This is a genomic window from Xanthomonas arboricola (assembly GCF_002940665.1).
GTDB classification, from domain to species: domain Bacteria; phylum Pseudomonadota; class Gammaproteobacteria; order Xanthomonadales; family Xanthomonadaceae; genus Xanthomonas; species Xanthomonas arboricola_B.
In genome coordinates, this window is the sequence record NZ_MIGY01000002.1 from 181,453 (window position 1) to 201,984 (window position 20,532).

Annotated in this window: 12 protein-coding genes; 10 read left to right on the forward strand and 2 right to left on the reverse strand. The window is 66.1% G+C overall.

The window, feature by feature from the left end:
• Positions 1-47 precede the first annotated feature (47 nt).
• From XarjCFBP7645_RS07695 to XarjCFBP7645_RS07710, 4 genes are all read left to right on the forward strand, one after another.
• Positions 48-1,634 carry an APC family permease gene (locus XarjCFBP7645_RS07695; protein WP_104536966.1) on the forward strand — a complete coding sequence of 529 codons (1,587 nt, stop codon included), beginning with the start codon at positions 48-50 and terminating at the stop codon, positions 1,632-1,634.
• Positions 1,624-3,972: a S9 family peptidase gene (locus tag XarjCFBP7645_RS07700; RefSeq protein WP_104536968.1), complete on the forward strand. Its 2,349-nt coding sequence runs from the start codon at positions 1,624-1,626 to the stop codon at positions 3,970-3,972. The genes XarjCFBP7645_RS07695 and XarjCFBP7645_RS07700 overlap by 11 nt, the downstream gene beginning before the upstream one ends.
• Positions 3,969-5,609 (forward strand): DUF5597 domain-containing protein, encoded by a 1,641-nt coding sequence (locus XarjCFBP7645_RS07705; RefSeq protein WP_104536970.1) that lies wholly within the window; start codon positions 3,969-3,971, stop codon positions 5,607-5,609. The genes XarjCFBP7645_RS07700 and XarjCFBP7645_RS07705 overlap by 4 nt, the downstream gene beginning before the upstream one ends.
• 230 nt (positions 5,610-5,839) lie before the next feature.
• Positions 5,840-6,136 (forward strand): hypothetical protein, encoded by a 297-nt coding sequence (locus XarjCFBP7645_RS07710; RefSeq protein WP_104536972.1) that lies wholly within the window; start codon positions 5,840-5,842, stop codon positions 6,134-6,136.
• A gap of 567 nt (positions 6,137-6,703) precedes the next feature.
• Here XarjCFBP7645_RS07710 and XarjCFBP7645_RS07715 read toward each other — a convergent pair.
• A complete protein-coding gene (locus XarjCFBP7645_RS07715; protein WP_258079523.1) occupies positions 6,704-7,870 on the reverse strand; it encodes a DUF5694 domain-containing protein in 1,167 nt (388 codons plus the stop codon).
• A 280-nt stretch (positions 7,871-8,150) separates the two neighbouring features.
• Between XarjCFBP7645_RS07715 and XarjCFBP7645_RS07720 the strand changes: the two genes are divergently transcribed.
• From XarjCFBP7645_RS07720 to XarjCFBP7645_RS07735, 3 genes are all read left to right on the forward strand, one after another.
• Complete coding sequence (locus tag XarjCFBP7645_RS07720) at positions 8,151-10,508, forward strand: Tat pathway signal protein (RefSeq protein WP_104536974.1); 2,358 nt, start codon at positions 8,151-8,153, stop codon at positions 10,506-10,508.
• 593 nt (positions 10,509-11,101) lie between these two features.
• Complete coding sequence (locus XarjCFBP7645_RS07730; RefSeq protein WP_104536978.1) at positions 11,102-13,999, forward strand: TonB-dependent receptor plug domain-containing protein; 2,898 nt, start codon at positions 11,102-11,104, stop codon at positions 13,997-13,999.
• Positions 14,000-14,147: 148 nt separating this feature from the next.
• The gene (locus XarjCFBP7645_RS07735) at positions 14,148-16,523 is read left to right on the forward strand and encodes a glycoside hydrolase family 127 protein (protein WP_104536980.1); all 2,376 of its coding nucleotides are present in this window, start codon (positions 14,148-14,150) and stop codon (positions 16,521-16,523) included.
• Positions 16,524-16,674: 151 nt separating this feature from the next.
• Here the strand turns inward: XarjCFBP7645_RS07735 and htpG are convergent, their stop codons facing one another.
• Positions 16,675-18,579, reverse strand: a complete 1,905-nt coding sequence (gene htpG / locus XarjCFBP7645_RS07740) for a molecular chaperone HtpG (protein WP_104536982.1) — start codon at positions 18,577-18,579, stop codon at positions 16,675-16,677.
• A gap of 173 nt (positions 18,580-18,752) precedes the next feature.
• On the opposite strand from htpG, the gene rsmD reads away from it, so the two are divergent.
• From rsmD to XarjCFBP7645_RS07760, 3 genes are read left to right on the forward strand one after another with little or no spacing between them, the layout of a single operon-like run.
• On the forward strand, positions 18,753-19,442 hold the full coding sequence (gene rsmD, locus XarjCFBP7645_RS07750) for a 16S rRNA (guanine(966)-N(2))-methyltransferase RsmD (protein WP_181126247.1): 690 nt from the start codon (positions 18,753-18,755) through the stop codon (positions 19,440-19,442).
• Positions 19,439-19,945 (forward strand): pantetheine-phosphate adenylyltransferase, encoded by a 507-nt coding sequence (gene coaD / locus XarjCFBP7645_RS07755; RefSeq protein ID WP_006448932.1) that lies wholly within the window; start codon positions 19,439-19,441, stop codon positions 19,943-19,945. Before rsmD ends, coaD begins: the two co-directional genes overlap by 4 nt.
• Positions 19,946-19,992: 47 nt before the next feature.
• Entirely contained in the window at positions 19,993-20,490 is a 498-nt protein-coding gene (locus XarjCFBP7645_RS07760; RefSeq protein ID WP_181126248.1) for a hypothetical protein, read from the forward strand.
• Positions 20,491-20,532: the final 42 nt, after the last annotated feature.

Sequence of the window (20,532 nt, forward strand, 5' to 3'; positions counted from 1 at the left end):
GACGTTCTTCGCAACACCAACCCGCTATCCACGCTTCGGGGCGACCAATGACCACACACGGTGCGACCACGCAAGGCAAGTTCCACAAGCGGCTCAGCCTGACCGACCTGACCTTTATCGGGCTGGGTTCGATCTTCGGGTCTGGCTGGTTGTTCTCGGCCAGCCACGTCTCTTCCATCGCCGGACCGGCCGGCATCCTGTCGTGGATCCTCGGCGGCATCGCGGTGCTGCTGCTCGGCCTGGTGTACTGCGAACTCGGCGCCGCGCTGCCACGCGCCGGTGGTGTGGTGCGCTACCCGGAGTATTCGCATGGCGCCTTGCTGGGGGCGTTGACCGGCTTCATCACCCTGATCGCGTTTTCCAGCCTGATCGCGATCGAGGTGGAAGCGGCGCGCCAGTATGCGGCGGCATGGTTTCCGGTGCTCAATCAGCCAAACGGCGGCCATCCCAGTGTGTGGGGCTGGTTGGTGCAACTGGCCTTGCTGGTGCTGTTCTTCCTGCTCAACTATTTCAGCGTCAAGACCTTCGCGCTGGCCAACAACATCGTCAGCATCTTCAAGTTTCTGGTGCCGATCCTGGTGATCGTGCTGCTGATGAAGCACTTCAATCCGGGCAACCTGAGCGTGCACGGGTTCGCGCCCGCGGGCATGGCCGGGGTGGAGGCGGCGATCTCCGCCGGCGGCATCATCTTTGCCTACCTGGGCCTGACCCCGATCGTGTCGGTGGCCAGCGAGGTGCGCGACCCGCAACGCAATATCCCGATCGCCCTGATCCTGTCGGTGGCCTTGTCCACGGTGATCTACGTGCTGCTGCAGCTGGCGTTCCTGGGCAGCATTCCGGCTGCGCAACTGGCACCGGGCTGGAGCGGTATCGACAAGGTGTTTGCACTGCCGTATCACGACATCGCGCTGGCGTTGGGAATGGCGTGGCTGGCAGCGCTGGTGATCTGCGATGCGATGGTCTCGCCCAGCGGCACCGGCAACATCTACATGAATGCCACCCCGCGCGTGGTGTACGGCTGGGCGCGCAGCGGCGGGTTTTTGCCGGTGCTGACGCGGGTGGATCCGCAATCGGGCATTCCGCGCCCGGCATTGTGGTTGAGCCTGGGCTTGTCGATCTTCTGGACGCTGCCATTTCCTTCGTGGGAGACCCTGATCGGCGTGGTGTCGGCCGCCCTGGTGCTGAGCTACGCGGTGGCGCCGGTGACGGTGGCGGCGTTGCGCCGCAGTGCGCCGGACTTGCCGCGGCCGTTTCGCGTCCGGGGCCTTGCCGTGCTGGGGCCGCTGTCGTTCATGGTCGCCGCCTTGATCGTCTATTGGTCGACCTGGCCCACCTTGTCGTGGTTGCTCGGCCTGCAGGTGGTCGCGTTCGCGCTGTATGTGCTGTATCGCCTGCCATCGCGCCAGGGCAGGGCACGCCTGTTGCGCCAGGTGCGCGCATCGCTGTGGTTGATCGTGTTCTTCGTGCTGGTGATGGCGGTGTCCTGTGCCGGCACATTCGGCGGTCACGGTTGGATCGCGCATCCGTTCGACACCTTGAGCGTGGCGGTGATTGCATTCTTCATCTATCACTGGGGCGCGCGTAGCGGCTTGCGCAGCGACGAACTGGCGTTGGAGGAGGACGATGGCGAGTGAGCTGCGCCGCGGCGCGGGTGCCTCGCGCTGGTTGCGTGGCTGCTTGAATGGATTGGCTGCGTGCAGCGTATTGCTGTCGACTGCGGCACAGGCCGCGCCAGGCGTGGCCGATTACCAACGCGCGCTGGGCTTGCGCGCGCAATGGAGCACGCTGACCGAGAACGTGGCCTGGCCGGCGCAATGGCAGGACAACGGCACGTTCTACTACCGCAAGACGGTGCCGGGCGGATTCGCCTTTGTCCGTAGGGATGTCGCCACGCTGCAGAGAACGCCCGCGTTCGACCAGCAGCGCGTGGCGCAGGCGTTGAGTGCAGCGACCAGCACGCCCTATACCGCGTTGCAATTGCCATTCGAGCGCTTTGCCTATGCGCCGGACGGCGAGCGCAGCGACGGAGCGATTCGCTTCGCGCTTGGCGAAGCGCCCTGGCGTTGCAGCCTGACGGACTACCGCTGCGCCCGCGATGACGCCGCTGCACAGCAGCGTCCACGCGGCTTCGGTGTGGTGCGCGACCCTGCGGTGCCAGCCGACAATACGCCACGCCGTTCGCCCGATGGCCGCTGGGAGGCGCTCGCCGATGGCTGGAACCTGCTGCTGCGTCGCGTTGCCGATGGACAACTGACCCGGCTCAGCGACGATGGACGTGCAGACGATTACTTCGACCCGGAGAGCATCGCCTGGTCGCCGGACTCGCAGCGGCTGGCGGTGTATCGCGTGCGTCCCGGGTTTGCCCGCCGCGTCACCCGCGTGGAAGCGGCGCCTGCAGACGGCGGCCAGCCACGCGTGCATACCCAGCTGTACCCCAAGCCCGGCGATGCGGTGGATGTGGAGCGGCCGGTGCTGTTCGCCGTGGACGGCACACGCCGCGAGGTGGACACCGCCTTGTTCGCCAATCCGTACGCGTTGTCGCCGCTGCAGTGGCGCAGCGATGGCCGCAGTGTGCGCTTCGACTACGTGCAACGTGGCTTTCAGCGCATGCGGGTGATCGCGGTGGATGCGCAGAGCGGTCGCGCGCACGTGGCGGTCGGCGAAGATACGCGCACCTTCGTCTACGCCGACCGCAGTTTTGGGCATGACGTGGATGGGCGCGGCGATGAGTTGCTGTGGATCTCCGAACGCGACGGCTGGCGGCACCTGTACCTGGTCGATGGCCGCAGCGGCAGGTTCAAGCGGCAGCTCACGCGCGGGCCGTGGATCGTGCGCGATGTGCTGCGCGTGGACGACGCGCAGCGGCGCATCTGGTTCACCGCCAGCGGCATGGATGCGGGCAAGGACCCGTACTACCGGCAGCTGTACAGCGTGGATTTCGACGGCCGCGGGTTGACCCGGCTGACCCACAGCGATGCCGATCACGATGTGGCGATCGCAGACGATGGCCGGCATTACGTCGATGTCTACTCGCGCCCGGACCTGGCCCCGGTGATGGAGCTGCACAGCATCGATGGCCGGCTGCTGCAGCAGGTGGAGCAGGGCAACATCGACAGGTTGCTGACCGCCGGCTGGCGCGCGCCGGAGACCTTCGTGGCCAAGGGCCGCGACGGGCGCACCGATATCTGGGGCATGGTGGTGCGCCCACGCGATTACGACCCGCACAAGAAGTATCCGGTGATCGAGAACATCTACGCCGGCCCGCACGATTCCTTTGTGCCCAAGACGTTCTGGCCGTTCGGCTATCACTCCGCTGGCGACAAGCAGATCGGCATGCAGGCGCAGGCGGATCTGGGCTTTATTGTGGTGATGATCGACGGCATGGGCACCGCCAACCGCTCCAAGGCCTTCCATGATGTGGCGTGGAAGAACCTGGGTGATTCCGGGTTTGCCGATCGCATCGCCTGGCACCGTGCGTTGGCGGCCAGGGACCCTTCCTACGACATCGGCCGGGTCGGCATCTATGGCGCCTCGGCCGGCGGGCAGAGCACGCTGGGCGCGCTCGAACGCCATCCGGACTTCTACAAGGTGGGTGTGGCGTTTGCCGGTTGCTACGACAACCGCATGGACAAGATCAGCTGGAACGAGCAGTGGATGGGCTGGCCGGTGGATGCCGGCTATGCGCAGGCCTCGGGCGTGGTCAATGCGTCCAAGTTGCAGGGCGACCTGCTGCTGATCGTCGGCGAGCAGGACAGCAATGTGGACCCGGCCTCCACCGCGCAGGTGGTCGATGCGCTGATCAAGGCCGGCAAGGACTTCGAGCTGCTCAACGTGCCTGGTGGCGAGCATTCGGTAGGCCGTTCCAGCGGCCCGATCGACTATGTGCAGCGTCGCCAGTACGACTTCTTCGTGCGCCATCTGCGCGACGAACCCACGCCGCATTGGAATTCATTACCGTCGGAGGCGCGATGATGCGTTTGCTTGCCCTGAAGATGCCGCGGCCGCGCGGCCGCATCGCAACCCTGCTGTGGTCGCTGGCGGTGCTGGCCGGCTGTGTGCCGCTGCTGGCCAGCGCGGAAGAGTTGCCGCGCTTGGTCACCCAGAATGGCCGCCATGCGCTGTTCGTCGATGGCGCGCCGTACACCGTGCTGGCCGCGCAGCTGCACAATTCCAGCGCCTGGCCGGCGGTGCTGCCGAAGGCGCTGGACGAGGTAGTCGCCCTGCATGCCAACACAGTGGAAGCGCCGGTGTACTGGGAGCAGTTCGAGCCGGCGCCCGGGCACTTTGATACCACCAACGTGGATGCCCTGATTGCCGGCGCGCGCAAGCGCGGCCTGCGCGTGGCCCTGCTGTGGTTCGGCAGCTGGAAGAACGGCCAGATGCATTACGTGCCGGAGTGGATCAAGCGCGACGACGCCACGTACCCGCGCATGCGCGATGCCAATGGCGAGCCGGTGGATGTGCTGTCGCCGCATGTGGCCGCCAACGTGCAGGCCGATGCGCGTGCCTTCACCGCATTGATGCAGCACCTGCGCAAGGTCGATGGCGACCGCCACACGGTGATCCTGGTACAGGTGGAAAACGAGCCCGGCGCGATCGGCACGGTGCGCGACCATGGCCCGGCCGGCGAGGCCGCGTTCGCGCAACCGGTGCCCGCTACGATCGCGCAGGCGCTGGGCAAACCGCAGGGCAGCTGGCAGCAACTGTTCGGTGCAGAAGCTGCCGAAGCCTTCAACGCGCATGCGACGGCGGCGTATATCGAACAGGTGGCCGCGGCCGGCAAGCGCGCATATCCGCTGCCGCTCTACGTCAACACCTGGCTGCGCTACAAGGGTAAGCGCTATCCGGGCCTGGATTATCCGTCCGGCGGTGCGACGGTGAATGTGTTCGCGCTCTGGCGCGCGGCCACGCCGTCGATCGACTTCATCGGTACCGATATCTATACCAACGACTACAACGAATACACCAAGGTCATCGGCCAGTATGCGCGGCCGGACAACCCGGCCTGGGTCTCGGAGACCGGCTTCGAGGCGGCCACCGCGCCGTATCTGTTCCATGTACTGGGGCAGGGCGGGATCGGCTTTTCGGTGTTCGGCATGGATGGCAACCAGGACAGCCAGGCCAACCGCGACGCGATCGCCGCGCACGCCGCCAACTTCAAACTGCTGGCGCCGCTGCAGCGCGTGATCGCCCAGGCCGCCTTCGACGGCCGGCTGCAGGCGGTGGCCGAACAGCCCGGCGCGCCGCAACGCACGCTGCGCTTCGGCGATTGGCAGGCCAAGGTGTCGTTCGGTGCGCCGATGTGGGGCGATGCGCCGGCGATCCTGCCCGGCAACGAGGACCACGCCGGCCGGCTGCTGGTGGCGCAGTTGGGGCCGGAGGAGTTCCTGGTCACCGGCATGGCCGCGCGGATTGAATTTTTCCGCGAGGCGGCCGATACCCGTCATGGACAACTGTTGCGGGTGGAACAGGGGCGGTACGTGGACGGGCGTTGGCAAGTCGAAAGACAGCTCAACGGCGACCAGACCGACTACGGGCTCAACGTCGGGCGGGTGGATGCGGCGGGCGAGGTGCCGGTGGTGTTGCGCGTGCGGGTAGGCACCTATTGAGCCTGCGTCAGACCGCTGCGCGGCCTGGAGGCGGGCGTAATCGGAATCGGCGGGTGGGACACGTCATTGCGGTTCCTGTCAGCTGGTTCCAACTCGTGAGAAACGCTCGCCACGCGCCTCGGTAGGCGTAAGAACGACAGCAGTGCGGCGCGATTGCCGGCAACGATTGTGTTGATTGGTTGGTAAACAAACGTCATTGGTTATTTCTCAGTTTCTGCGCCGGAGCCACCATGAGTGTCAGCAGTATCGCCAGTTCCGGAATGCAGGTCGCCGCGCTGCGTCAGCAGGTGGCCGCCAGCAATGTGGCACGCCAGCCGGTGGACGGCAGTCCACGTCAGGCCGTTGCAGCCAGTACGCAGGCCAATGCCGGCGTGGCGGCCAGCGTGGTCGATGCCGCCTCCGATCCATCGGCACCTGCCACCGATCTGGTCGAAGGCCTCTCGGCACGCAACGACTTCCAGGCCAACGCCACTGCACTACGGCGCTCCGACGAGATGCTGGGCAGCTTGCTGGATGTGCTGACCTGAGAGTCTGGATTGGACGAAGGCCGGTTGTCGATCTGTTGCATTAGGTGCACGGCCTTCGCCTTGATGCCGCACCTGGCTGCACCTGAAACCGGACTCACGTTCTGCATTTCGTGGAGTCAGCGAATTGATGGCTGCTGCTTATGCCGGTGTCGATAGACGACTCGATAGTGCGCTTGTCTTGGCTGCGGGTTTTTAGGGCAGTGCGGATAGAGCGCAAGCGTGGAACGGCTGGCTTCTTGGCTGGCTGCAGGGCCCTTGCCCACCCACCACCGCAGGACACGCCGCAAGTACGTCCATGTAGGCTCTTACGCGGCATCCATGCCGCGTAAGGTCCCGCGACGGTGGGCAGCCAAGGACCCGTCGAGATGGTCGGTGTGCATGGCTCAGTAAAACAATCAGCACACTGTCTGGTGCTGTGTCCTCGCCGATTGCGGGACCGTGTGGCGGCATGGATGCCGCCACACGGTCCCCACGGATGGGTTCACGGCGTGTCCCGCGAGCGGCGAGGGCACCGCGCCCTCGACTGACTCGCGTTTGACCTGGAGCGTCATGCGGAAGTCGTTGTACTCACTGTCCGTCACTACCTAACACCTGCGCCGCATCGACGATATCCACGCCCTGCAGCTGTCCCAGCCAGTTGTCGAACCAGGGCTTGTGCATGGCACCGACCACTGCCAGCACTTTTGCGCCGGGTTGTTCGGCAAAGCTGGCGCGCACGTTGGACACCATGCGCAGGTTGCGGATTTCCCAGCCGGACATGTAGCGGTAGCCGTAGTGCTGCGGCGAGCCCTCGCTCAATGCGGCGCGAAAATCCACCGCGATGGCCAGTTGCTGGCTGGCCGGCAGGTTGATCGCGCGATAGAGCTCCAGCAACTTGCCTCGACTTGCCAGCTGGTCCTCGTGCTCACGCATGGCGCGCGCCCGCGGCGCGGCCTTGTCCCAGGCGGCCTGGATCGCCTTGCCGTACGCCGCCGGGTCGCCCAGGTCCACGTTGTCGCCGGTGTGATCGTCGGCCGGGTGGACGCGCTGCAGGCCAAGACGCGCCGCCAATCGCGCGGCGATCTGGTAACTCTCGTTGGGGCGCTGTTCCATGCTGCGCAGTCGCGCCACCAGCGCCGCATCCAGGCCATCGCCGCTGCGCTGTTCTGCCGGCGCAAGCTGCAGCCATTGCACCAGCGCAGAAGGCGGCTCGCCCGAGGCCAGAAACAGCGCAGCCAGGTGCCGACGCTGTGCCGGTGTGGGCGCACTGGGCAAGCTGCGGAGCGCTACACGGACCTGGCCGAGAGCGGCGGGAACGTCCAGCCCGGTGGCACGTGCTGCCTCGCCGGTGTCGGGGCAATAGGTCGTGATGTCCTCGGGCAGATAGACGGCAGGATGGCGCCGCATCAGGTCGCAGGTTTCGCCCGACAGGTCTTCGGTGGTGATGATGGTCGGCGCGTACGCGGCCAGCCGGTCCATCAGCGGTTGCAGGCGCGCTGCACGGATGTCGCTGCCCTTGGGCAACTGCGACAGGTGCACGCTGCCGAGCACCAGCACCTGGGTGCGCGGCGCGGCCATCTCGGCATCCAGCTGCGACAGATCCACCTGCGCCTGCGCGATGCAGGGCACGATCAGGGCCAGCCACAGCCAGCAATGTGCCGGACGTTGCAACTGCCTGGCGGACGCGCTGCCGGCATCGAAAAACCGCGCTGCGGCGCGGGCACTGTGTGCGATGCGCGATGGGGATGGCTGCATGACGTTCCTTGTAGGTGGGCGTGGATTACGCGGCGGTCTGGCGACAGTGCCGCCTGCGTCTGTGCAGCCAGTGTGGCTGCCACCGCAGATACCGGCGTGGCCAGAAAGTCACGTGGCTAAATGGCAGGGGTGGCGACCGGCAGGCGCTGTGCGTCGCCGCGATGGCTGCGCAGCAACAGCTGCTTGTGTGCGGATTTCCGCATACGTGCCAGACAGCTGCCACAAGACGCAAGCCGCGCCGTCGCGCACGATGTGGATGAGATCAACCGAGGGCGCGACGATGGACCGCAGAAGCTTTTTGCGTCAGGGCATGGCGGCAACCGCGGCGGTGGGCGCGGGTGCCGCGCTCGCGCTGCCGGGCACGCCGCACACCCCGGCTACGTTGCCGCCACCGGCACTGCCGCGTCTTGAGGCGCTGCCGTCGGCCGCGCATGTGGGCAGCACGCTTTGCCGCTTTCGGCATCTGCAGCAGGACTGGACCGTCTACGAGCACCTCGACGATCCGCAGGGCCAGCTGACGCTATGGACCGACAGCGGCATGCTGCGCCTGGACAAACGCACCGAGCCGGCCTATCCGGCCGAGGCCAAGCCGTACTTCGGGATGTCGCTGGCCGAGGTGGCGATGGCGCAAGCCGATCTGCTCGCCGACCGCCTGCTGCGCGATGGCGATCCGGACGAGGCGCAGGTGCGCGATGTCGCGCCGCCGCCGGCCTCGCGACTCGACCCCAAAGACAATGGCGGGCGCTGGCCGTGGACCACCTTCGTCGGCACGCGCGAAAGCCTGGACACCATGCCGATCCTGCCCAACGGCCGCAGCCGCACCTCGCGGCCGGAACATGCCTTCGCCGAGCTGGGCGAAGAGGCGTTGATCAAACGGCGCGAGGAGGGCTTGCTGGGTGGCTGGATGCCGGCAGTGCGCAAGGTCATGCGGCGCGAAGGCGAGGATGATGGCTGGTACGACGTGCTGGTGTTTGCCGATGTGCGTGCCAGCGATCGCTTCGTGGTGCAGACCTGGCATCGCACGATGCACGTACGCGGCGGCGAGATCGTCGGCGTGCATTACACCCACAGCTATCCGGCGTTTGCGCCGTCGCGCAAGCCGGCCACCGCCGAGCAGTTCTATGCGGGGTTGATCGATTTCGCCGCGTACTGGCAACAGGCCCTGGACGGCACGGTGCAGGCACAGCTGCCCGATGCCAGCTGGAACGACATGGCGCAATTCGCGTTCGCGCGCGAGCTGGTGGTGCGCCCCGGTGGCGATTATCCGAAGTACGGCGCGGTGGAACGCGACTACTACGGCAACGAGTACGACGGCTTCCAGGACACCTTCACCAGCTCGTTCTACGCCAATCTGGAATGGGGCCGCTTCGCGCAGGCCGCCGCAGTACTGGACAACTACTTCGACGACTTCGTGCAGGACGATGGCCTGCCGAACATGCGCGGGCCGGAGGTCGGGCAGTTCGGGCTGACCCTGTCGCTGCTGGCGCGCTATCTGCGCTACACCGGCGATGCGGCGCGGCTGCGCCGCCTGCTGCCCAAGATCGCCGCCACCGCACAGCTGCTATGCGAGCTGCATGACCAGGCGCTCGCATTACCGCGCAGCGCCCATGGCCATGGCCTGCTGCATGGCTGGAACGAATCCGATGCCTGCCTGTTTCCTGACCCGTCGCTGTGGTGGAAACCGTATTACGCCAATAGCGCGCTGACGATTCGCGGCTGGGAAGACATCGCCCAGGTCTGGAGCACGCTCGGTGGCGATGCCGGCCTGGCCACGCAATGGCAGCGTCGCGCCAGGCAGTTGCGTGCACGGCTGGAAACCAGCCTGCGTGCCAACGTGCGCCGCGAGCTATCGCCGCCGTATGTCGGCCCGCTGCCGGGCACCACACTGACGTTTCGCCAATCGTTGCTGCAGGAAAAGCCCAGCGAGCAGCAATGGCCGCACCGCGCGTATGCGGAATTGCTGCAGGCCGATGTGCTGCCCGACGACCTGGCCAACCTGGTGATCGATTGCCTGCGCGGCCATGGCGGCACCAGCATCGGCGTGGTGGCCAACATCGCACCGCCGGAGCCGGGCAGCCGCGATCTGCTCGGCTTCATTTCCTACGGCTATGCGCAACAGCTGCTGCGGCTGGACCGCATCGAAGAGTATCTGTTGTTCGTCTATGCGCATCGCTACCAGGTGCATACCCGCGGCAGCTGGACCGCCGGCGAGGTCAGCGGCATCACCGGTGGCATGCCGTTGTTCTGCATCCCTGCGCAGATGACCATCCCATTGCTGCTGCGCTGGATGCTGGTCAGCGACGACAGCGCAGGGGAGCAGTTGTTCCTTGCGCGTGCGCTGCCGCGCGTGTGGCTGGGCAGTGGCGCTACGATCGGCATCACCGCGGCGCCAACACGCTGGGGCAAGCTCACGCTGACACTGCGCACCGACGTGGCGGCACACCGCATCGATGCCGAGGTGCAACTGCCGGAGCGGTCCCCCAGGCACACCTGGCTGAGCCTGCGTGTGCCCGAGGGCAGCACGCTCACGCGCGTGCTCGTGGACGGCAAGCCGGCGCGTGCGCAGGGCCCGCGTGCCGATCGCGTGGCGTTGCCCGGCAGCGCAGCGGCAGTGAAGGTGCAGGCCTGGTACGGGTGATGGACCATCGCCGCGACGACCGTGCCGGCCTCGTCGCCTCATCGTGGGCGTCATCAACCACGGCGGCCTCGACCGGCGATCGTTGAAGCGGTGTTGCCGTCTGCCGTGTCCTGGGCTGCCGCATGCATAGGCTTGCTCGACGCCTGGATCGACCGTCATCGCACATGGTTGCAAGCGATGCATCGCCTCGGGTGTATCGCCATCGTTTTGCGCATGATGTCCACCGGCGGGTACCGCTGCAGGGTGCAACGCCACCGCATGCCCGTTCATTTGCGAACCATGCTGTTTTCCGCATGCGCTGTCGCCAAATGCGACAAGACGTGGCGCGTGCGCACAGGCACATTGTGACCAGCTGATGAAACTGGAGCGCATGGGCGCCTCCGGTGCGGAACCAACCCCTTTCCGACAACACGCGCTGCTGCATGACCCTGCGTGGTCGTGCGCGTCGCAGGTTGTCTGCATGTCTGCAGCACGGCGCTGGCGAGAAGTTTCGCTGCGTGCGCGTCTGCCATCCATCTTGCCCTGCGCTGGTGTCCGCCGGCACGGGCGTGTGTTGCCCATCGTTTGTCCGCCATACGAATCAGGAGCCTTGCATGCCGATGTCGCTGTTGCCTTTTTCCCGGACTACCGGCACGCCCACGCGCCCGGTGCCGAGCATGCTCAGCGCCGCACTGCTGCTGGCGCTGTCCGCAGGTGTCAGCGCACCGGTGTCTGCGCAGCAGGCCGGCAGCGGCGGCGATGCGCCACAAACGCTGGACAGCGTGGTGGTCACCGGCTCGCGTCTGCGCCGCGTGGATACCGAAACCGCCAACCCGGTGGTCACGGTCAGCCAGGAGCAGATCGCCGCGACCGGCAAGGCCACGGTCGGCGATCTGCTGCAGGAGCTGCCGTCGATCGCCGGCAACGCCACCAATCCATACACCAACAACGGCGGTGGCACCGGTGCGTCGGCCATTTCGCTGCGCGGCCTGGGCGACAAACGCACGCTGGTGCTGGTCAACGGTATTCGTCTGGCTTACAACGACGTCAACGCGATTCCGTCCAGCATGATCGAGCGCATCGAAGTGCTCAGCGACGGCGCCTCAGCGGTGTACGGCTCCGACGCCATCGGCGGCGTGGTCAACTTCATCCTGCGCAGCCAGTTCGATGGCGTGCAGTTCAGCAGCGACTTCGGCACCAGCAGCGAAGGCGACGGCAACCGGCGCAACTTCACCCTGACCACCGGCAAGACCTGGGAGCGCGGCAGCCTGATCGGCGGCCTGTCGTACCACAACATCGATCCGGTCTCGGCAGCGGCGCGCGACTATTCCAAGGACGCGCTTGCGTTGACCAACGGGCAACCGGTGAAGCAGGGCTCGTCCGCAACGCCGACCGGCACCGTGAATTTCAACGATGGCTCGGATCAGTCCACGCAGCTTGCGCAGGCCAACGGCTGCGGGCGCGTCACCCTCAACAGCGGCGTCAGCGGTCGCGCCGGTCCGGGCGATTTCCACTGTTACAACGCCAGCGCCGACTCCTACAACTACCAGCCGTTCAACCTGTTGCAGACCCCGCAGAAGCGCACCAATGCGTTTTTGCTGGGCACCTATCGCTTCACCGACAACGTCGAGGGCTACGTCAACACCTGGTTCAGTAAAACCGAATCGGCCTCGATCATTGCGCCGATTCCGATCTTCGCCAACGGCGACAACATCCTGGTGTTGTCGCAGAGTTACTACAACCCGTTCGGCGTGAACTTCGGCACCGATCGCAGCACCGGCACCTCCTACAACGACCTCAACACGCGCGCCACCGTGCTGGGCAATCGCAGCTATCAATACAACACCTACAACTTCCAGATCAGCCCCGGTTTGCGCGGCCGCTTCGGCGACAGTTCCTGGCAGTGGGATGCCACCTTCAACTACGGCAAGGTCAAACAGAAGTCGATCAACAACGGCTTTCTCGACTATGCCGCGTTCAACCAGGCCATCGGCCCGTCGTTCCTGGACAGCGACGGCGTGGTCAAGTGCGGCAGCGCGGGCGCGGCGATCGCCGGCTGCACGCCGCTGAACTTCTTCAACCTCAACGACAGCGCCAACCTGTCCACCCTGCAGGGCATGGTGGTCAACCCCATCGTGACCAGCGTCTACACGGTCAAGCAATTCGAGGCCAATGCCAACGGCTCGCTGTTCGAGCTGCCGGCCGGCAGGGTCAGCTTGGCGACCGGCGTCTCCTATCGCAAGGAACGCTCGACCACCGCCTCCGACCCGTTATGGACCGGCGATGAGGACGGCCTGTGCGGGGTGATCGAATTCTGTTCGTCCACCCTGGCCGGCAGTTTCGACGTCAAGGAGGCCTATGCCGAAGCGCTGTTTCCGCTGCTGAAGGACCTGCCCGGCATCAACGCCTTGAACATCACGCTGGGCACGCGCTTTTCCGATTTCAGCTCGGTCGGCAGCAAGACCAACAGCAAGATCTCGCTGGAGTATCGCCCGGTCGAGAACCTGCTGATCCGCGGCACGGTGTCGGAGGTGTTCCGCGCGCCCAACATCAACGAGCTGTATGCCGGCGTGGCCGGCGATGCGGCCACCGTCAACGACCCGTGCAATGGCTATACCGGCGGCAATAGCGTGGCCTGCGCCAATGTGCCCACCGACGGCAGCTACCAGCAATCCGATGGCCAGGTGTCGGGCAAGGTGTCCGGCGCGGCGGTGGCCGGGTACCAGCTCAAGCCGGAAACCGGCAAGTCCTACGACGTAGGGCTGGTGTACGACCCGCAGTGGATCGACGGCCTGTCGCTGAGCGCGGACTGGTGGCGCATCGATCTGGAAGACACCATCACCACGGTGTCGGCGCAGACCGTGCTCAATCAATGTTTCGCCAACCCGGCCAGCTCCTTTTGCGCATTGATCCATCGCAACGGCAACGGCACCATCAATTACATCGCCGAGCCCACCGTCAACCTGGGCAAGCTGTGGGCCAAGGGCATGGACTTCAACCTGACCTATCGCGCGCCACCCACCGCGTGGGGCAATCTCAGCGCCGGCCTCAACGGCACCTATCTCACCCGTTACGACGTGCTGCCCGATACCACCGACCCCAGCTCGGTCACCATCCACAACGTCGGCCGCTACACCCAGGCCTACGGCAATTTCCCGCGCTGGCGTGCGCTGGGTACGGTGAACTGGGCGTTGGACGACTGGAGCGCCACCTGGCGCATCCGTTATGTAGGCCACACCGCCATCGGCAATTCGGATCCGGACCAGAGCCTGTCGGCCGATTCCAGCGAGCCGATGGTGGTGCGCAAGATCGGCGCCTACGTCTACAACAACCTGCAGCTCGGCTACAACGTCGAACCGTGGCACACGCGCTTCGAAGTGGGCGTGGACAATATCGCCAACAAGCAGCCGCCGCTGTATTACTCCAACAACGTCGGCAATGCCAATACCGATGTGGCCACCTACGATCTGCTCGGTCGGTTCTACTGGGCGCGTGCCACGGTGAAGTTCTGATCGTGCCGGTGTACCGCGGTGGCGTGCGGCCAGATGCCATCGGTTGCGGGCGTCATGCATGTGCATGCGTGCGTTGTCGCGACTGCACAGGCGGTTGTTGCAATGGCGCGCGCGGTCTGCGCGCGCCGACAGGAGCTAAGCTGAGCCCATGACCGAGACGCATCCGAGCCAATCGCCCAACGACCACGCGCCGGGCCTGTCGCGGCGGCGCTTTCTGGCCTGGAGCAGCCTGGCGGTTGCGGCGGGTTTCCTGCGGTTTCCGGCCCAGGCCAGCGCAGCACAACCCGGCAGCGTCCGCGCAGTGCCGCTGGCGCAGGTGCGGCTCACGCCGTCGTTGTTCCTGGATGCGCTGCACACCAATCGTCGCTATCTGATGCGGCTGCAGCCGGACCGGTTGTTGCACAACTTCGTGCTGTACGCCGGCCTCGATCCCAAGGCGCCTGCGTACGGCGGCTGGGAGGCGGACACCATCGCCGGGCATACGCTCGGTCACTATCTCAGCGCACTGGCGCTGATGCATGCGCAGAGCGGCGATGCGCAATGCCGCACGCGCGCCGGGTATCTGGTCGCAGAGCTGGCACGCTGCCAGGCGCATGCAGGCGATGGCTATGTGGCTGGCTTCACCCGAAAGAATGCAGCAGGGAAGATCGAAAGCGGGCGTGCGGTGTTCGATGAACTCAGGCGCGGCAAGATCGACCCGGCGCCGTTCTATCTCAACGGCAGCTGGGCGCCGCTGTACACCTGGCACAAGCTGTTTGCCGGCCTGCTCGACGTGCATGCCCATTGCGACAATGCGCAGGCGCTGCAGGTCGCGGCGGGCCTGGCCGGCTATCTGCAAGGCATCTTCGCCGCGCTCGACGACGCGCAGCTGCAGAAGGTACTGTCGTGCGAATTCGGTGGCCTCAACGAATCCTTCGTCGAGCTGCATGTGCGGACCGGCAATGCGCAATGGCTGGCACTGGCGCAGCGCCTGCACCATCACGCCGTGCTCGATCCATTGGTCGCCCAGCGCGACGAGCTGGTGCATCAGCATTCCAATACCAACATTCCCAAGCTGATCGGCCTGGCACGCGAGTACGAAGTCACCGGCGATGCCGCCTCGGGCGCGGCGGCGCGCTTCTTCTGGCATACCGTCACCGGCCACCATACCTACGTGATCGGCGGCAACGGCGACCGCGAGTATTTCCAGCAGCCGGACAGCATCTCGAAGTTTCTCACCGAGCAGACCTGCGAGCACTGCGCCAGCTACAACATGCTCAAGCTCACCCGCCATCTATATCAGTGGGGCCCGCAGACCGCGTTCTTCGATTACTACGAGCGCACGCTGCTCAACCACGTGATGGCGCAGCAGCATCCGCGCACCGGCATGTTCACCTACATGACACCGATGCTGGCCGGCGAAGCGCGCGGCTGGTCGTCGCCGTTCGACGATTTCTGGTGCTGCGTCGGCAGCGGCATGGAGGCGCATGCCCAGTTCGGCGATTCCATCTACTGGCAGGACGGGCAGGGCGTTTACGTCAACCTCTATGTACCTTCCAGCGTGCGCGATGCTGCCGGGCTGGACATGACCCTGCACAGCACGATGCCGGAGCAGGGCAGCGCCTCGCTACGCATCGACGCCGCGCCGGCTGAGCAACGCACGCTCGCACTGCGCGTGCCCGGCTGGGCGCAGTCGCCGCAGCTGCAGCTCAACGGCCGGCCGGTCGATGCCACCGTCAACGAGGGCTACCTGCGCATCGCCCGCGTCTGGCGCGCCGGCGACACGCTCACCCTGTCGCTCGAGATGCCGCTGCGTCTGGAAGCCACACCGGACGACCCGGCTTGGGTCTCGGTGCTGCGCGGGCCGCTGGTGCTGGCGGCCGACCTGGGCGATGCGGCAAAACCCTGGTCGGGCAAGACCCCGGCGTTGATCGGCGGCGCTGAGGTCTTGCAGCGCCTGCAGCCGGTGGCGGGCCAAGCCGCGTTCGACTACAGCGACGGCAGCCAGCAGTGGCGCTTCTCGCCGTTCTACGCGCAGTTCGATCGCCGTAGCGCGCCCTACCTGGAGCATCGCGACGCCGCCGCATGGCAGCAGCATCAAGCCGAGCAGGCCGCAGCAGAAGCGAAACAACACGCGCTCGACGCGCGCGCACTGGACCGCGTCGCCCTGGGCGATGAAGCCTCCGAAAAAGCCCATGACCTGCACAGCGAAAGTTCCTACGCACTGAGCTACCGCCGCCGCGCCGGCCGCGACGCCCGCACCGGCGGCTTCATCGCCTTCATCCTGCGCAACACCGCCCAGGCCCGCATCCTGCGCCTGCGCTACTGGGGCGACGAAACCCGCCGCCGCTTCCGCATCCTGGCCGACGGCGAACTCATCGCCAACGAACGCCTGGACGGCAACCGCGGCCTGGATTTCGTCGATGTGGACTACGCCTTGCCGGCAGCAGTGGCGGGCCGCGCCGCCCTGCAGATCCGCATAGAGCCGGAAACCGGCTATTCGGCCGGGCCGGCGTTCGGGTGTTGGGTGCTGGAGTCGGCGTGAATGCTCTCGCAGGAGATCGTCGATGACGTTACCTGCGCCTTGATCGTAGCGCACGATGCGCGCAGGCACCGGGCGTGCCCGACAGGAGAGAGATGCAAAAAAAGACCGGCGCATGCGCCGGTCCTGGTGTATCACGAGCGAGGCTTAAGCTTCACGCAGACAACTCCAACAACAACTTGTTCAACCGCTTCACATACCCGGCCGGGTCCTTGAGACTATCGCCCGCCGCCAGCGCCGCCTGGTCGAACAGCACCCGGCTCAAGTCGCCGAAGCGGTCCATATCCTGTTCTGCATCCAGCTTTTCGATCAGCGGGTGAGCCGGGTTGAACTCGAACACCGGCTTGGTTTCCGGTACGGCCTGGCCGCTGGCTTCCAGCAGCTGACGCATCTGCAGGCCCAGGTCGCCCTGGCCGATGGCCAGGATCGCCGGGGAGTCGGTCAGGCGGTGCGAGACGCGCACTTCGGCCACGTCGTCGCCCAGGGCGGCCTTGATGCGCGAGGCCAGGCCTTCCTTGGATTTGGCGACTTCTTCCTGCGCCTTCTTGTCTTCTTCCGAATCCAGCTTGCCCAGGTCCAGGTCGCCGCGCGCCACGTCCACGAACGACTTGCCGTCGAACTCGGTGAGGTAGCTCATCAACCATTCGTCGATACGGTCGGTGAGCAGCAGCACTTCGATGCCCTTCTTGCGGAACACTTCCAGATGCGGGCTGTCCTTGATCTGCGCGTAGCTCTCGCCGGTGAGGTAGTACAGCTTGTCCTGGCCCTCGGCCAGACGACCCACGTAATCGGCCAGGCCCACGCTCTGCGCGCCGGTGGTGTCGTGCGTGGAGGAGAAGCGCAGCAGACCGGCGATCTTTTCGCGGTTGGCGTAATCCTCGGCCGGGCCTTCCTTCAGCGCCTGGCCGAAGTTGCGCCAGAACGTCGCATAGTCGTCCGGCTTGTCCTTGGCCAGCTTCTCCAGCATGTCCAGCGAGCGCTTGGTCAGCGCCGACTTCATCGAGTCCACAACCGGGCCGGACTGCAGGATCTCGCGCGACACATTGAGCGACAGGTCGGACGAATCCACCACGCCCTTGATGAAACGCAGGTACAGCGGCAGGAACTGCTCGGCCTGGTCCATGATGAAAACGCGCTGCACGTACAGCTTCAGGCCCTTGGCCGAATCGCGGTGATACAGGTCGAACGGGGCGCGGCCGGGCACGAATAGCAGCGAGGTGTACTCCAGCTTGCCTTCGACCTTGTTGTGGCTCCACGCCAGCGGGTTGCCTGCGTCGTGGGCAACGTGCTTGTAGAACTCCTGATATTCCTGCTCGGTAATCTCGCTCTTGGGCCGCGTCCACAGCGCGCTGGCGCGGTTGACCGCTTCCCACTCCGGCTCGGCGGGCGCGTCGGCCTGTTCGCCGTGATGCTCCTTGCGCATCTCGATCGGCAGGCCGATGTGGTCGGAATACTTCTTGAGGATGCCGCGCAGGGTCCAGCCGTCGGCAAAGCCGTCTTCGCCGTCCTTCAGGTGCAGCACGATGCGGGTGCCGCGTTCGGGCTTGTCGACGCTGGCGACCTCGAACTCGCCTTCGCCACGCGAAGACCAGTGCACACCCTCATTGGCGGGCAGGCCGGCGCGACGCGAGTACACGTCCACCTGGTCGGCGACGATGAAGGCGCTATAGAAGCCCACGCCGAACTGGCCGATCAGGTTGGCGTCCTTCTTCTGGTCGCCGCTCAGGTGCTTGAGGAAGTCGGCAGTGCCGGACTTGGCGATCGTGCCCAGATGCGAGACCGCATCCTCGCGGCTCATGCCGATGCCGTTGTCGTCGATGGTGACGGTGCGCGCGTCCTTGTCGTAGTCCACGCGGATGCGCAGCTCGGCGCCGCCTTCCAGCAGCTCCGGCTTCACCAATGCCTCGAAACGCAGCTTGTCGGCTGCGTCGGCGGCATTGGAGACCAGCTCGCGCAGGAAGATTTCCTTGTTCGAGTACAACGAGTGGATCATCAGCTGCAGCAGCTGCTTGACCTCGGTCTGGAAGCCAAGCGTCTGCTTGTCGGTATCAACGGTCATTGGGGTCGTGCTCCATGGTGGCCCAGGCCGCAACGCGGCCGATGGCCTGGGGGATGAGGCCGTAAGGGGATTTTTTCAAGGCGGGCGTGCGCCTGATGGCCTGCGTCCAGGCCGGCGGGGGGAGGGCGGCTGCGGCAATCGCGGCGGTATCATGGCCGTCCGTCCCGCCTGCCTTGAACCATGTCGCCATTTGCGCTGCCGCCGTCCTGCCTCCGTTCGCCCGCACCCGGCGCGTGGCGATGAGCCGCCCAGCACGGCCGGCGCCACGCGGCGCGGAAGGGCAGGTGCGCATCGTCGGCGGGCGCTGGCGCAATACCAAGCTGGCGGTGCCCGACCTGCCAGGCCTGCGCCCGAGCAGCGACCGCGTCCGCGAGACGGTGTTCAACTGGCTGATGCCGCACCTGCCCGGCGCGCGGGTGCTGGACCTGTTTGCCGGGTCGGGTGCGCTGGGCCTGGAGGCGGTGTCGCGCGGCGCTGCGCACGCGACCCTGATCGAACGCGACCCTGGCCTGGTGCAGCGCCTGCGCCAGCACGTGACCAGGCTGGATGCGGCCGATCAGGTGCAGGTGCTGCAGGAGGATGCGCTGCGCTGGCTGGAGCGTGCGCCGGTGGCGCAGGCCAGCATCGCGTTCGTCGACCCGCCGTTTGCCGCCGGGCTGTGGCCCAGCGTGCTGGAACGCCTGCCCGCGCACCTGAGCACCGACGCCTGGCTGTACCTGGAAGGCCCGGCCGAGGTCCCGCCGCAGGTACCGGCCGGCTGGCATCTGCACCGCGAAGGCGCCACCCAGCAGGTGCGCTATGCGCTGTACCGCCGGGCCGCTGCTACACTGAACGGCGATCCGACCCCGGTAGTTTCCGTATGAGCGTGGCCAATAGCCGCACCGCCGTCTATCCCGGTACCTTCGACCCGATCACCAACGGGCATATCGATCTGGTGAACCGCGCCGCGCCGTTGTTCGAGCGCGTGGTGGTCGGCGTTGCCTACAGCCCCTCCAAGGGTCCGGCCCTGCCGCTGGAACGCCGCGTGGAGCTGGCCCAGGAAGCACTGGCCGCGCATGCCAATGTGGAAGTGCGCGGCTTCGACACGCTGCTGGCCCACTTCGTGCGCGACATGGGCGCCGGTGTGCTGTTGCGCGGCCTACGCGCGGTGTCCGACTTCGAATACGAATTCCAGATGGCCAGCATGAACCGCCATCTGATTCCGGAGGTGGAGACGCTGTTTCTCACCCCGGCCGAACAGTACAGCTTCATCTCGTCCTCGCTGGTGCGCGAAATCGCGCGGCTGGGCGGGGACGTGTCCGGTTTCGTTCCGGCTTCGGTCGTCGAAGCCTTGCGGCAGGTGCGGCAATCCCGCGCGCAGGCCTGATTCTCTAGCAGTCACATCACCACATGCTTTTCAAAGGGAGGAGTTTCATGAAACACACAATGCGCGCGCTGGTGCTCGCTTCGGTCGCCGCTCTGGCCGTCACCGCCTGCAAGAAGGAAGAGCCGGCACCGACCGCCGCCGCCGCTCCGGCTGCGCTGACCGCGCCGGCCAAGGACGACAACGCCGGCTGGAAGAAGTACCTGCAGGAAGTGGTCGGCCAGAACCTGGGCACCACCACCAACAGCCCGTTCCTGTATTACTTGCCGCCGGAGTCCGATGCCGAGTTCGCCGGCAGCTACGAGCGTCAGCTGGAAAGCGTCAAGACCGCACTGGCGCGTGGCGTGCAGCCGGGCAACATGCTGGCCTTCGGTTCGTCCGCCTCGACCAAGATGGCCGACCTGATCGACGCCGCGTTCAAGGACGTGCCGGCCGATTCGATGAAGGGCGTGCGCGTGCTGTTCATCGGCAATGCGGCCGAGAATGCGCGCGTGCAGACCATCGTCCAGCCCAAGGGCGTGGAATACACCTTCGTTGAAGCCAAGTAATGCCGTCCCAGGCCGGAGGCGCGGGAGGGCGCGTCCGGCCGC

What these genes read in the sequence shown, in the direction of transcription:
- XarjCFBP7645_RS07730 (WP_104536978.1), top strand. Translation starts at nt 11,102, where the DNA reads ATGCCGATGTCGCTGTTGCCTTTTTCCCGGACTACCGGCACGCCCACG.
- htpG (WP_104536982.1), bottom strand. Translation starts at nt 18,579, where the DNA reads ATGACCGTTGATACCGACAAGCAGACGCTTGGCTTCCAGACCGAGGTC.
- XarjCFBP7645_RS07760 (WP_181126248.1), top strand. Translation starts at nt 19,993, where the DNA reads ATGAAACACACAATGCGCGCGCTGGTGCTCGCTTCGGTCGCCGCTCTG.
- coaD (WP_006448932.1), top strand. Translation starts at nt 19,439, where the DNA reads ATGAGCGTGGCCAATAGCCGCACCGCCGTCTATCCCGGTACCTTCGAC.
- XarjCFBP7645_RS07710 (WP_104536972.1), top strand. Translation starts at nt 5,840, where the DNA reads ATGAGTGTCAGCAGTATCGCCAGTTCCGGAATGCAGGTCGCCGCGCTG.
- XarjCFBP7645_RS07695 (WP_104536966.1), top strand. Translation starts at nt 48, where the DNA reads ATGACCACACACGGTGCGACCACGCAAGGCAAGTTCCACAAGCGGCTC.
- XarjCFBP7645_RS07735 (WP_104536980.1), top strand. Translation starts at nt 14,148, where the DNA reads ATGACCGAGACGCATCCGAGCCAATCGCCCAACGACCACGCGCCGGGC.
- XarjCFBP7645_RS07720 (WP_104536974.1), top strand. Translation starts at nt 8,151, where the DNA reads ATGGACCGCAGAAGCTTTTTGCGTCAGGGCATGGCGGCAACCGCGGCG.
- XarjCFBP7645_RS07700 (WP_104536968.1), top strand. Translation starts at nt 1,624, where the DNA reads ATGGCGAGTGAGCTGCGCCGCGGCGCGGGTGCCTCGCGCTGGTTGCGT.
- XarjCFBP7645_RS07715 (WP_258079523.1), bottom strand. Translation starts at nt 7,870, where the DNA reads ATGCAGCCATCCCCATCGCGCATCGCACACAGTGCCCGCGCCGCAGCG.
- XarjCFBP7645_RS07705 (WP_104536970.1), top strand. Translation starts at nt 3,969, where the DNA reads ATGATGCGTTTGCTTGCCCTGAAGATGCCGCGGCCGCGCGGCCGCATC.